This is a genomic window from Candidatus Pantoea communis, from assembly GCF_011752685.1.
Classification (GTDB): Bacteria; Pseudomonadota; Gammaproteobacteria; order Enterobacterales; family Enterobacteriaceae; genus Pantoea; species Pantoea communis.
Genome location: NZ_VWXC01000013.1, coordinates 46,491 through 58,440, shown reverse-complemented (window position 1 = coordinate 58,440; position 11,950 = coordinate 46,491). Strand labels below are relative to the sequence as shown.

The window sequence follows — 11,950 nt, the reverse complement described above, 5'->3', positions numbered from 1 at the left end:
AGAAAAGGGTTACGGATGGTGGATCAAACGGCAGATAGCGGTATCGAGTGGGTTGATATCGTTAGTGAAGAGAACGAAGTCATTGCGCAGGCCAGCCGTGCGCAGATGCGCGCGCAGAATTTGCGTCATCGTGCGACCTACATCGTGGTGCATGATGGCATGGGCAAAATTCTGGTGCAGCGTCGCACTGAAATCAAAGACTTCATGCCGGGTATGCTCGATGCGACCGCCGGTGGCGTGGTGCAGAGTGGTGAGGACCTGCTGGAATCTGCACGCCGTGAAGCGGAAGAAGAATTAGGGATCGCCGCAGTGCCGTTTGCCGAGCATGGTAAATTCTACTTCGAAGATGAGCACTGCCGCGTCTGGGGCGGATTGTTTAGCTGTGTGTCACATGGCCCATTCGCCATGCAGGAAGAAGAAGTCGACGAAGTGTTCTGGATGACGCCAGAAGAGATCACTGCACGCTGCGATGAATTTACCGACGACTCGCTCAAAGCCGTATCACTGTGGCTGAGCCGCAACAGCGATGCCGCGCGTCGCAAGCAGAGCAGCGAATCCTGATTCCCGCGACGTTCGAACAAGGCGCCCAACGGCGCCTTTGTTGTTTCTAATGCTCACGTAAAATGTCTTTGAGCAGTTGCAGGGCCTTATCAAACTGTGGCTGCGGAATCGTCAGCGGATAAAGAAAACGGATCACATTACTGTGTACGCCACAGGTCAGTAAAATCAGCCCTTGTGCCAGCGCCTGTAACTGAATCGCTTTGGTGATTTCTGCTGATGGTCGGCCTGCGTCATCCTGAAACTCTGCCGCAACCATTGAGCCGTAACCGCGCACCTCAGCAAGGGATGCGCATCCTGCACTCCGCAAAGTGGCACTGAGCTGTTCGCCCAATTGATTAGCGCGTGCGCACAGCTGTTCTTCATCAATAATATCCAGCACGGCATGCGCGGCGGCTATCGCGGGCGGGCTGCCCGCATAAGTGCCACCTAAACCACCCGGCTCAGGGGCATCCATCACTTCGGCACGCCCGGATACGGCCGATAACGGAAACCCGCCCGCCAGACTTTTTGCCATGGTGATCAAATCTGGCTGCACATCGTAATACTCAGTGGCGAACAGCTTGCCGGTGCGTGCAAAACCGCTCTGAATCTCATCGGCGATTAACAAAATGCCGTGACGATCGCATAAGGCACGTAACGCAGATACAAACGCTGGTGGCGCAATATAAAAACCGCCTTCGCCCTGCACGGGTTCGAAAATGATCGCCGCCACCTGCTGTGGGCTGATATCACTGCGGAAAATCGCTTCCAGACTCTCTAATGCCTGATGCACGCTCACGTTGTGCAGCGCATTAGGATACAGGGCGTGAAATACCGAACCGGCAAACGGCCCAAAGCCGGTTTTGTAAGGCACGACTTTGCCCGTCAGTGACATCGTCATATGGGTGCGCCCGTGGAATGCGCCTGTGAACGCAATAATGCCGGGACGCCCGGTCGCCGCGCGGGCAATCTTCACCGCATTCTCTACCGCTTCTGCACCGCTGGAAAAGAAGGAGGTTTTCACCTCGCCGCTAATGGGCACGCGCTGGTTAAGCCGCTCAGCGAGATGAATATAATTCTCGTAAGGGATGACCTGAAACGGGGTATGGGTAAAGCAATCCAGCTGCTGCTGCACGGCCGCCATCACTTTCGGATGACGATGCCCGGTATTCAGCACCGCGATGCCTGCCGCGAAGTCAATGTATTCACGCCCATTCTGATCCCAAACTGTGGCATTTTCCGCCTTCACCGCATAAAAATCACACATCACACCCACACCGCGCGGCGTGGCCTTCAATCGACGACGGTGCACATCACTGTTGCTCATCATTCACCTCGCAATTCACGGGAGCCTGAGATCAGTGTGAGCGGCGGGGTGTTTTTTCGCCAGTGAACCACTGCGTGAAAGTCGCCACGTTACATTCGCCCTGAATGCGGAGGTGTGTACCCCAAAAGCGATGAACATGTTTGAAGGACAGGGAAGGAGAGTATTAACACAAACGTACGGCATAGCCTTTCACGACAAAAAGTAAGAATGTAGAGGTTTTCACCCCAAAAGCGATGATGAAGTTTGAAGGGCAGGGAAGAAGAGTATTAACAGAAACGTACGACATAGCCTTTCATGACATACAGTCAGAATGCTGAGGTGTGCACCCCAAAAGCGATGATCAAGTTTGAAAGACAGGGAAGGCCAGTGCGAAGAGCGAAGCGTCCGCGCCATGGATGGCGCGGCCGATCTGCAGGGATGCGTTAATCCTTCGCGATCGGACTGGCCTTCCCTGTCGTTTGCACCGAGCATTCAGCGACAACTGCACCCAGCCCACAGCAACACCCAGCCTTCACCACCCACCAATCTTAAAGCAAAAAAAAGAGCACAAGGTTTAACCCTCATGCTCCTTACGTTCAGCAGAAAGAAAAAGGAATTAACCTTCCGCCTGCTGTGACTGAATCGCGGTCAGTGCGATGGTATAAACAATGTCATCCACCAATGCGCCACGTGACAGATCGTTCACTGGCTTGCGCATACCCTGCAGCATCGGCCCGATGGAAATCAGGTCGGCCGAACGCTGAACCGCTTTGTAAGTGGTGTTACCGGTGTTCAGATCCGGGAAGATAAACACGGTCGCACGGCCTGCAACGGCAGAGTTTGGTGCTTTCGACTTCGCCACATCTTCCATAATCGCAGCGTCATACTGCAACGGACCATCGATCACCAGATCAGGACGTTTCTCCTGCGCGATACGCGTCGCTTCGCGTACCTTCTCAACGTCGCTACCCGCACCGGAGTTACCGGTTGAGTAGGAAATCATCGCCACGCGTGGATCGATACCAAAGGCTTTGGCGGAATCCGCAGACTGAATCGCGATCTCTGCCAGCTGTTCTGGATTCGGATCCGGGTTAATCGCGCAGTCACCGTACACCAGCACCTGCTCAGGCAGCAGCATAAAGAACACGGAAGACACCAGTGAACTGTTTGGCGCGGTCTTGATCAACTGCAACGGCGGACGAATGGTATTGGCGGTGGTATGAACAGCACCTGACACCAAACCGTCCACTTCACCGCGCTCCAGCATCATGGTGCCGAGCATCACGTTATCTTCCAGCTGCTCCTGCGCGACCACTTCGGTCATGCCCTTGCTCTTACGCAGCTCAACCAAACGTGGCACATAATTTTCGCGCACCACTTCTGGATCGACAATCTCAATACCTTCACCCAACACCACACCCTGAGCGGCAGCGACACGCTGGATCTCATCCGGATTACCCAACAGCACGCATGACGCAATGCCACGCTCGGCACAAATCGCCGCCGCTTTCACGGTACGCGGCTCGTCGCCTTCTGGCAGCACGATACGCTTGCCCGCTTTACGTGCCAGCTCGGTCAACTGATAACGGAAGGCTGGTGGAGACAGACGACGGCTACGTTCGGAAGTCGCAGTGAGTGATTCCACCCAATCGGCATCGATAAAGCTGGCCACATACTCCTGCACCTTCTCAATGCGCTGGGTATCATCTGCAGGCACTTCCAGATTAAAGCTCTGCAGGCTCAGTGAGGTCTGCCAGGTATTGGTTTTCACCATAAACACCGGCAGGCCCGTCTGGAAGGCACGTTCACACAGACGCGCAATCGGTGCTTCAATCTGATAACCACCGGTCAGCAACACGGCACCGATCTCAATACCGTTCATGGCGGCGAGACAAGCTGCAACCAGCACGTCTGGACGATCGGCCGATGTCACCAGCAGTGAACCCGGACGGAAGTGCTCCAGCATATGCGGAATGCTACGTGCGCAGAACGTCACCGATTTCACGCGGCGTGTCTGGATCTCACCTTCGTTAATGATCTCTGCATTCAGATGGCGGCACATATCGATGGCACGCGTCGCGATCAGATCGAAACTCCAGGGTACACAGCCCAGAATCGGCAATGGGCTGTTAGCAAACAGCTGCTTAGGATCGATATTGGCAATATTTGCTTTCGTCGAGTCATCGAAAATTTCAGACAGGTCAGGGCGCGTACGACCCTGCTCATCCACTGGCGCATTCAGTTTATTAATGATCACGCCGGTGATGTTTTTGTTCTTACTGCCGCCAAAGCTGCTTTGCGTTAATTCAATGCGCTCTTTCAACTGCGCAGGCGAATCATTGCCCAGCGCCGTCACGAACACGATTTCCGCATTCAGGGTTTTTGCGATTTCATAGTTCAGTGAAGAGGCAAACTGATGCTTACGGGTTGGCACCAGCCCTTCCACCAACACCACTTCCGCGTCTTGCGCATTCGCGTGGTAGTTAGCAATGATCTCTTCCATCAACACGTCTTGCTGGTTCGAACCCAACAGTGACTCAACGCGTGACATCTGCAGCGGTTCAGCGGCAGGGATCGCGGAGTTCTTACGAATGATGGTGGTGGTCTGATCTGGCGCATCGCCGCCCGCACGTGGCTGGGCAATCGGCTTGAACACGCTCAGGCGAACGCCTTTGCGCTCCATGGCACGAATCACGCCGAGGCTGACGCTGGTCAGGCCGACGCTGGTGCCGGTAGGGATGAGCATGATTGTACGTGACACTATAAAAACCTCTCAGGTGTTGCAGACTAGCCAAAACAACTCCGTCAGCCTGAGCTGACGGAGAGAAGTGTATTTAGGCGGTCAGACGCGCGGCGTCCTGGGCGATGACCAACTCTTCGTTGGTTGGGATCACCACGGCCGGGCGGGTGCCCTCTTTGTTGATAAAACCAGACTTACCAAAGCGGGCAGCAAGGTTACGCTCGTGATCCACTTCGAAGCCCAGCAATGCGAGTTTTGCCAATGACAGCTCACGCACCATCGCCGCGTTCTCACCGATACCACCGGTGAACACCACGGCATCCAGACGACCTTCCATCAACGCGGTATAGCTGCCGATGTACTTCGCCAGACGGTGGCAGAACACGTCCATCGCACGCTTAGCATCTTCTTTAGTCGCGTAGTTGTCTTCAACATAGCGGCAGTCACTGGTGACTTCGGTCAGACCCAGCAGACCAGACTCTTTGGTCAGCAGCTTGTTGATCGCATCCACGCTCATACCCAGCGTGTCATGCAGGAAGAACACGATCGCCGGGTCGATATCACCACTGCGGGTGCCCATGACCAGACCTTCCAGCGGCGTCAGACCCATGGAAGTATCGACGCACTGACCGTTGCGGATAGCAGAAACTGAACCGCCGTTGCCGAGGTGGCAGGTGATGATGTTCAGTTCGTTGACTGGCTTGTTCAGCATTTTGGCGGCTTCCTGCGTCACATAGTAGTGGCTGGTGCCGTGTGCGCCATAGCGACGAACGCCGTGCTCTTTGTACAGTTTGTACGGCAGAGCATAAAGATAAGACTCTTCCGGCATAGTCTGATGGAATGCCGTATCAAAAACCGCCACATTCTTATCTGACAGGTGCGGGAAATTCTTCAACGCTTCGTCGATGCCGATCAGATGTGCCGGATTGTGCAGCGGGGCAAAAGAGGAAGCATCTTTAATACCCTGAATCACTGATTCATCGATGATGACCGATTTAGTCAGCTGTTCGCCGCCGTGTACGATACGATGGCCGATTGCAGCGATTTGTGCCGAAAGCTCTGGTTTTTGTGCCAGAATAGTTTTAACAATGAAGTTCAGCGCTTCACTGTGCGCTGCACCTGCGCCGAGAGGCGCTTCTTGTTTGCTGCCTTCCAGTTTCCATTTGATACGCGCTTCAGGTAAATGGAAACACTCCGCCAGACCTGACAGATATTCGTCACCGGTGGCTGGATTGAGGATGGCAAACTTAAGTGAAGAGCTGCCGCAGTTCAGAACCAGTACTAACTTCGTTGACATGGAAGTACCTATTGATTAAAGAGTGGCTAAAAATAACGCAATCAGACTAACAGCGTAGCCCATGAATGCTGGTAGATTAATGATTAACATCATGCGGTAGTCAAAAAGAGACCGACATGCAAAAAAATTTCGGTAATTTTACGCAGATTTTTGAAATCTGCTTAGCGAAACATGGCTCTAAACCGCTCTTTTATTGAGCTGAAGCTTCCGGTAATGTTGCTAAAACGGCGTCAGAATACCCACTGTCACCCGCAAAGACAAAATCTTTTGAAGGATGTCACGTAAAGTTGTGTAGTTATCATTTTATTTTAATCGTTGCAGAATTAGTTGAGGTCTATCATGGCGAATGACACAAGCAATCCCGGCTGGTTTGGTTTATTCCAGAACGGTCAGCGTTACATGAAGACCTGGCCAGCCGACAAACGACTGGCACCGATGTTCCCTGAAAACCGCGTGATGACGGCAACGCGTTTTGCCATCCGCTTTATGCCCCCGCTGGCGATATTTACCCTGACGTGGCAAATCGCCATGGGCGGGCAGTTGGGACCGGCGATTGCCACCGCACTGTTTGCCTGCAGTCTGCCGATGCAGGGATTGTGGTGGCTGGGTAAACGCTCCATCACGCCACTGCCGCCGACTTTACTGCACTGGTTCCACGAAGTACGCGCAAAACTGGAAGAAGCGGGACAAGCGATTGCCCCCGTTGATGGTAAACCGACTTACCAGGCGCTGGCCGATGTGCTGAAGCGCGCCTTTAAACAACTCGATCGTACCTTCCTCGACGATCTTTGATCGATCATCCCTTTTTACTGCCAGAGAATGTGTGCAGTAACCGGGTTTAAATCAAAGAAAAGTGATGCGGGCAAACACGCATCGCTTTCCTTGTGTAATCATTTATCCATTGTTTAAATCTTAAGCGGCCGTGATGGCCCGGGAGCGAACCGTGGAAATGACCCATGCACAACGACTGATCCTCTCCAATCAATACAAAATGATGGCGATGCTTGAGCCGGAAAATGCGGAGCGCTATCGCAGCTACCAGACCATCATCGAACGGGGCTACGGCCTGCAACTGCGCGAACTCGACAAAGAGTTTGGCGAGCTCACGGAAGCCACCTGCCGCCAGCTCATCGATATTATGGAAATGCACCATGCGCTGCATGTCTCCTGGTCGAATCTGAAAGAAGCCAGTACTATCGAAGAGCGCCGTCTGGCATTTCTCGGTTTTGACGCGGCCACCGAAGCACGCTATCTCGGCTATGTGCGCTTCATGGTGAACGTTGAAGGGCGCTATACCCAGTTTGATTCCGGTACGCATGGCTTCAATGCCCAGACGCCGATGTGGGAAAAATACCAACGCATGCTGGCGGTGTGGCACACTTGTCCGCGTCAGTATCATCTTAGCGCGAACGAAATCGCGCAGATTCTCAATGCCTGAATAAGGAGCGACGCGTGAAGTACAGGGGTTTTCTGTTTGATTTGGACGGTACGTTGGTGGATTCATTGCCTGCGGTGATCCGCGCATGGTCATTGTGGGGCGAGCGCCAGGGTATTGCGGCGGAAGAAGTCCTGAACTTCATACACGGTAAGCCAGCTATCAATTCATTGCGCCATTTTATGGCAGGACAGTCTGAAGAGGCGATTCAGGCGGAGTTTATGTGGCTTGAGCGTTTAGAAGCAGAAGACACGCAGGGCGTGCAAGCGATTCCGGGGGCAAAGGCATTGCTCGCCACACTCAACGAACTGCAGATTCCCTGGGCGATAGTGACCTCAGGATCGATCCCGGTGGCTCACGCGCGTCACAAAGCGGCGGGTTTACCGATGCCGGAAGTGTTCATTACCGCAGAAAACATTAAACTGGGTAAACCGAACCCGGAGCCGTATCTGCTGGGTGCTGAACGCCTGGGACTGCCTGCAGCGGAATGCGTTGTGGTTGAAGATGCGCCCGCCGGCATTATTGCCGGGCTGGAGGCGCGCAGTGCAGTGGTTGCGGTTAATGCCCCCACGGATGCCCCGCGCCTGAATGAAGTGACCTGGCAGGTGAAAACACTGGAACCGCTGGTGGTTTCACCTACAGAAAACGGCATGTTTACACTTTCTGCCAACGTCTGACAGAACGGGCCATAGCGGCCCGTTTTTTATAATGGGGTATCCTGAGAAATTTCATCCAGCGACAGGCTAAAGCTTGGAATGAATATCTCTACAAAGTAATCCATTTCAGGGGAACGACGCTGTGACAGTGTTTTCTCCAGACGTGCCTTGGCCAGCAAAAACTCGTTATTTCCTGCTGACAGCTCTTCCAGACATTTCACGTAGGCGCACAGCGCGTCAGCCTGCTTCACCACCGCTTGTTCACTCTCGCTATGCAAATGCTCGTCAATCAACGGACGGTAGGCATCCTGCAATTCCGGCGGCAACATCTCGATCAACTTCTGCTGAGCGATCTTTTCGATCTTTTTGTACTCATGAGCAATTTGCGCGTTGTAATACTTCACCGGCGTGGGTAAATCACCGGTCAGCACTTCACTGGCATCGTGATACAGCGCCAGCATCGCAATACGCTCTGCATTGAGATTGCCGTTAAATTTTTTGTTTTTGATGATGGCCAACGCATGCGCCACCATCGCCACCTGAAGACTGTGTTCAGAGACATTTTCGGTGCGAACGTTGCGCATCAATGGCCAGCGATTGATCAGTTTAAGACGGGAGAGATGAGCGAAAAAGTGGCTACGGGTCATAGACGGTTCCTGTTCTCACGGCGGGGAAGGAGTGCCTTCCCCGAGATGAAAACAGTATATACCCTTCATACTTCGGGTTGCATGTACGTTAGCTGCGTTCACTTACCCAAGTCGCTCACGCAGGTAAGCAACCTGAATTCATTCACTTGCTGCCTGCATGCATTGCGGGTCAGTGTGTCAGACTACTGACGATAGCCTTGCAGGAAACGACCAAATTTATTGATCGCCATTTCCAGATCATCAACACGTGGCAAGGTGACGATGCGCACGTGATCCGGCCATGGCCAGTTAAAGGCGGTACCCTGAACCAGTAGCACTTTCTCTTGTAACAGGAAATCCAGCACCATTTTTTGATCGTCAAAGATGTTGAATTTCTTGGGATCGATGCGCGGGAACATGTACAAAGCGCCTTGTGGTTTCACGCAGCTGACGCCCGGAATGTCGTTGATCAATTCCCAGGCACGTTGGCGCTGTTCATACAAACGACCACCAGGTGCAATAAACTCGCTGATACTTTGATAGCCACCTAACGCCGTTTGAATCGCATGCTGAGCAGGCACGTTGGCGCACAAACGCATCGACGCCAGCATCTCCAGCCCTTCGATATAGCCCTTAGCGTGTTTCTTCGGACCGTTTAGCACCATCCAACCCTGACGGAATCCCGCAACACGGTAGGTTTTAGACAGGCCATTAAAGGTCACGGTCAGCAGATCCGGCGCCAGTGCCGCAATCGAATGGTGCTGTGACTCGTCATACAAAATCTTGTCGTAGATTTCGTCAGCGAAAATGATCAGGTTGTGCTGACGCGCAATCTCCACCACTTCCATCAGCAGTTCTTTGCTGTACACCGCACCCGTTGGGTTGTTCGGGTTAATGATGACGATGCCACGCGTGCGCGGGGTTATCTTACTGCGGATATCGTCCAAATCCGGGAACCAGCCCGCAGACTCATCACACAGATAATGCACAGCTTTACCGCTCGACAGCGACACGGCTGCCGTCCATAACGGATAATCTGGCGCAGGTACCAGCATCTCATCACCACTGTTCAGCAATGCTTGCATCGCCTGTACAATCAGTTCAGAGACACCGTTACCAATGTAGATATCTTCGACGGTAACATCGCGCATATCACGCGCCTGGTAGTGCTGCATAATCGCTTTACGCGCCGAATACAGTCCTTTTGAATCACAATAGCCTTGCGAACTCGGCAGGTTGCGAATCACATCAACCAGAATTTCATCAGGGGCTTCAAAACCAAACGGGGCAGGGTTGCCGATGTTGAGTTTGAGAACTTTATTACCTTCTTCTTCCAGACGCTTAGCTTCTTTCAGTACCGGGCCACGGATGTCATAACAGACATTTTCCAGCTTGCCGGATTTATCAATTTGAAAATTCATCGTTACCGCCTTAACGGGCAGAGTCCTTTAACCTGCCACCAAAATCAAACCTGCCCAATTTACTCCTCTCACTGTCACAAAAGAAGGGCGGCTTAAGGTTTTGGCGCGTTTGCCAATGATTCCTGTCTTGGGTGGCGTAAAACGCAGTTTGCGAAGGTTAATCTGGTTAATAACTCTATTGTTTGATTTTTTTGTAATATAAAATGCTGGTGGTTTGTGCTGGCACTGTAAAGCCGCTAATCCATGGGTAATGGAGGTCATTAAGAAATTTTTTATTTACATCCTGTAAAAAAAACCATTAGCGACCTGATGAAATAGTTAAAGAAATCTTGTTGGATGTCGAAGAACTAAACAGTGCCGTTGCAGCCATCGCTGGTGCCATTAAATGTCACGCATTCTTAATCAGTTTAAGGTGGCAGCATGAAGCGCTGCGAACTGACCTATTCTGATAACAGCAGCAGGTTAAATAGCATTTACACTGTAACTTTAACGCGGCTGCAGCAGTTTAAGAACCTGGGGGGTTAAAAAATGAGCGCTGTTGTGGCAGGATGTGGCGGAAAAGGGATTTGGTCAAAAAATGCGATGATTTGATCGAAAACATTTCCCTTTAAAGCGTAAAAATGATTAAGTATAATTTATTATTTGATGCACTTTATCGCTTCGCATCAGCATAACATGATGTTATCTCTTTTTGACCCGCAGGCCGTTTTCGCGGGAAACTAGACAACTACGCAGCTTCCAGCATCTGTGCGACATACGTCTTCGTACCCGAAGTTGTTCTGTCTTATTAGACGGCACTCCTCTGAATACAGAGTGACGTATCCGTCGGCATCCGCCTGACACGATTTTTCCATGACAGCTCCACACAGGGCTGTCATTAAGCACCATTACCTCTTATCTATTTGATAAGTAGGGTAATACACCAGGGTAGTAGTTTTAAAAAATCTTATAAGTGAAGAAAAAACATGACTAATGCAAATCGTCCGATACTGAATCTCGACCTCGATCTGCTGCGTACTTTTGTTGCTGTTGCTGACTTGAATACTTTTGCGGCGGCGGCTGCAGCAGTGTGCAGAACGCAATCCGCAGTAAGTCAGCAGATGCAACGTCTGGAGCAATTGGTAGGTAAAGAGCTGTTTGCCAGACATGGACGTAATAAACTGTTGACGGAGCATGGCATCCAGTTGCTAGGCTACGCCAGAAAGATCCTTCGTTTCAATGACGAAGCGTGCACCTCTTTAATGTACAGCAACATCCAGGGCGTACTGACCATCGGCGCCTCCGATGACACTTCCGATACCATTCTGCCGTTCCTGCTTAACCGCGTAACGTCGGTCTATCCGAAGCTGGCCATTGATGTGCGCGTCAAACGCAACCCGTTCATGATGGAAATGCTGAATCAGGGTGAGGTTGATCTGGTTGTCACCACGTCCAGTCCTGGTAATTTCACCCATCAGGTCCTGCGTACTTCTCCGACGCTTTGGTACTGTGCTGCGGATTACATCTTCCAGCGCGGCGAAGCCATTCCACTGGTGCTGCTGGATGAACCAAGTCCGTACCGTGACATGGCGATCGATCACCTGAATGAAGCGGGCATCCCATGGCGCATTTCGTATGTTGCATCAACGCTGGCAGCAGTGCGTGCGGCAGTGAAAGCGGGTCTGGGTGTCACAGCACGCCCGGTTGAGATGATGAGCCCAGAGCTGCGTGTAATGGGGGCGGCTGAAGGGCTGCCGGTATTGCCCGATACTCAGTACCTGCTGTGCCGTAATCCAGACAGTGATAACGAGTTGGCGCTGGCGATCTTCAACGCGATGCAGTCCACCAACGATCCTTACAATCTGACGGCAAATCCAGATGGCACCCTGCTGCTGGATGACGAAGAGTAAGGTCAACAATAGCGGGTTATTCCTTCACGTTGGAATACCA

The 11,950-nt window shown here is 52.2% G+C and carries 11 protein-coding genes; 5 read left to right on the top strand and 6 right to left on the bottom strand.

The window, feature by feature from the left end; genetic code table 11:
- The first annotated feature begins 15 nt into the window (after positions 1 to 15).
- Entirely contained in the window at positions 16 to 561 is a 546-nt protein-coding gene (gene yfcD, locus F3J37_RS17470; protein ID WP_038645719.1) for an NUDIX hydrolase YfcD, read from the top strand.
- Between the two features lie 46 nt (positions 562 to 607).
- Here the strand turns inward: yfcD and F3J37_RS17465 are convergent, their stop codons facing one another.
- The 3 genes from F3J37_RS17465 to ackA form a co-directional block, all read right to left on the bottom strand.
- Entirely contained in the window at positions 608 to 1,867 is a 1,260-nt protein-coding gene (locus F3J37_RS17465) for a 4-aminobutyrate--2-oxoglutarate transaminase (protein ID WP_166934755.1), read from the bottom strand.
- A 595-nt stretch (positions 1,868 to 2,462) separates the two neighbouring features.
- Positions 2,463 to 4,607 (bottom strand): phosphate acetyltransferase, encoded by a 2,145-nt coding sequence (gene pta, locus F3J37_RS17460; protein ID WP_337023305.1) that lies wholly within the window; start codon positions 4,605 to 4,607, stop codon positions 2,463 to 2,465.
- 73 nt (positions 4,608 to 4,680) lie between these two features.
- Positions 4,681 to 5,883, bottom strand: a complete 1,203-nt coding sequence (ackA, locus tag F3J37_RS17455) for an acetate kinase (RefSeq protein WP_045813654.1) — start codon at positions 5,881 to 5,883, stop codon at positions 4,681 to 4,683.
- Between the two features lie 339 nt (positions 5,884 to 6,222).
- Here ackA and yfbV point away from each other — a divergent pair, with 339 nt between their 5' ends.
- From yfbV to F3J37_RS17440, 3 genes are all read left to right on the top strand, one after another.
- Entirely contained in the window at positions 6,223 to 6,675 is a 453-nt protein-coding gene (yfbV, locus tag F3J37_RS17450) for a terminus macrodomain insulation protein YfbV (protein ID WP_166934753.1), read from the top strand.
- Positions 6,676 to 6,826: 151 nt separating this feature from the next.
- Positions 6,827 to 7,321 carry a YfbU family protein gene (locus F3J37_RS17445; RefSeq protein WP_166934751.1) on the top strand — a complete coding sequence of 165 codons (495 nt, stop codon included), beginning with the start codon at positions 6,827 to 6,829 and terminating at the stop codon, positions 7,319 to 7,321.
- Between the two features lie 14 nt (positions 7,322 to 7,335).
- On the top strand, positions 7,336 to 7,995 hold the full coding sequence (locus tag F3J37_RS17440) for a sugar phosphatase (RefSeq protein ID WP_166934750.1): 660 nt from the start codon (positions 7,336 to 7,338) through the stop codon (positions 7,993 to 7,995).
- 26 nt (positions 7,996 to 8,021) lie between these two features.
- On the opposite strand, the gene yfbR is transcribed toward F3J37_RS17440, so the two are convergent.
- From yfbR to F3J37_RS17425, 3 genes are all read right to left on the bottom strand, one after another.
- Positions 8,022 to 8,621 carry a 5'-deoxynucleotidase gene (gene yfbR, locus F3J37_RS17435; protein ID WP_034825080.1) on the bottom strand — a complete coding sequence of 200 codons (600 nt, stop codon included), beginning with the start codon at positions 8,619 to 8,621 and terminating at the stop codon, positions 8,022 to 8,024.
- Between the two features lie 182 nt (positions 8,622 to 8,803).
- Positions 8,804 to 10,021, bottom strand: coding sequence for a pyridoxal phosphate-dependent aminotransferase (locus F3J37_RS17430; protein WP_034825078.1), 1,218 nt, complete (start codon positions 10,019 to 10,021; stop codon positions 8,804 to 8,806).
- A 27-nt stretch (positions 10,022 to 10,048) separates the two neighbouring features.
- A complete protein-coding gene (locus tag F3J37_RS17425) occupies positions 10,049 to 10,282 on the bottom strand; it encodes a hypothetical protein (protein WP_166934748.1) in 234 nt (77 codons plus the stop codon).
- Positions 10,283 to 10,986: 704 nt separating this feature from the next.
- On the opposite strand from F3J37_RS17425, the gene lrhA reads away from it, so the two are divergent.
- On the top strand, positions 10,987 to 11,910 hold the full coding sequence (gene lrhA / locus F3J37_RS17420) for a transcriptional regulator LrhA (protein ID WP_034825076.1): 924 nt from the start codon (positions 10,987 to 10,989) through the stop codon (positions 11,908 to 11,910).
- The last annotated feature ends 40 nt before the right edge of the window (positions 11,911 to 11,950 follow it).

What these genes read in the sequence shown, in the direction of transcription:
- yfcD (WP_038645719.1), top strand. Translation starts at nt 16, where the DNA reads ATGGTGGATCAAACGGCAGATAGCGGTATCGAGTGGGTTGATATCGTT.
- F3J37_RS17465 (WP_166934755.1), bottom strand. Translation starts at nt 1,867, where the DNA reads ATGAGCAACAGTGATGTGCACCGTCGTCGATTGAAGGCCACGCCGCGC.
- ackA (WP_045813654.1), bottom strand. Translation starts at nt 5,883, where the DNA reads ATGTCAACGAAGTTAGTACTGGTTCTGAACTGCGGCAGCTCTTCACTT.
- yfbV (WP_166934753.1), top strand. Translation starts at nt 6,223, where the DNA reads ATGGCGAATGACACAAGCAATCCCGGCTGGTTTGGTTTATTCCAGAAC.
- yfbR (WP_034825080.1), bottom strand. Translation starts at nt 8,621, where the DNA reads ATGACCCGTAGCCACTTTTTCGCTCATCTCTCCCGTCTTAAACTGATC.
- F3J37_RS17430 (WP_034825078.1), bottom strand. Translation starts at nt 10,021, where the DNA reads ATGAATTTTCAAATTGATAAATCCGGCAAGCTGGAAAATGTCTGTTAT.
- F3J37_RS17425 (WP_166934748.1), bottom strand. Translation starts at nt 10,282, where the DNA reads ATGACCTCCATTACCCATGGATTAGCGGCTTTACAGTGCCAGCACAAA.
- lrhA (WP_034825076.1), top strand. Translation starts at nt 10,987, where the DNA reads ATGACTAATGCAAATCGTCCGATACTGAATCTCGACCTCGATCTGCTG.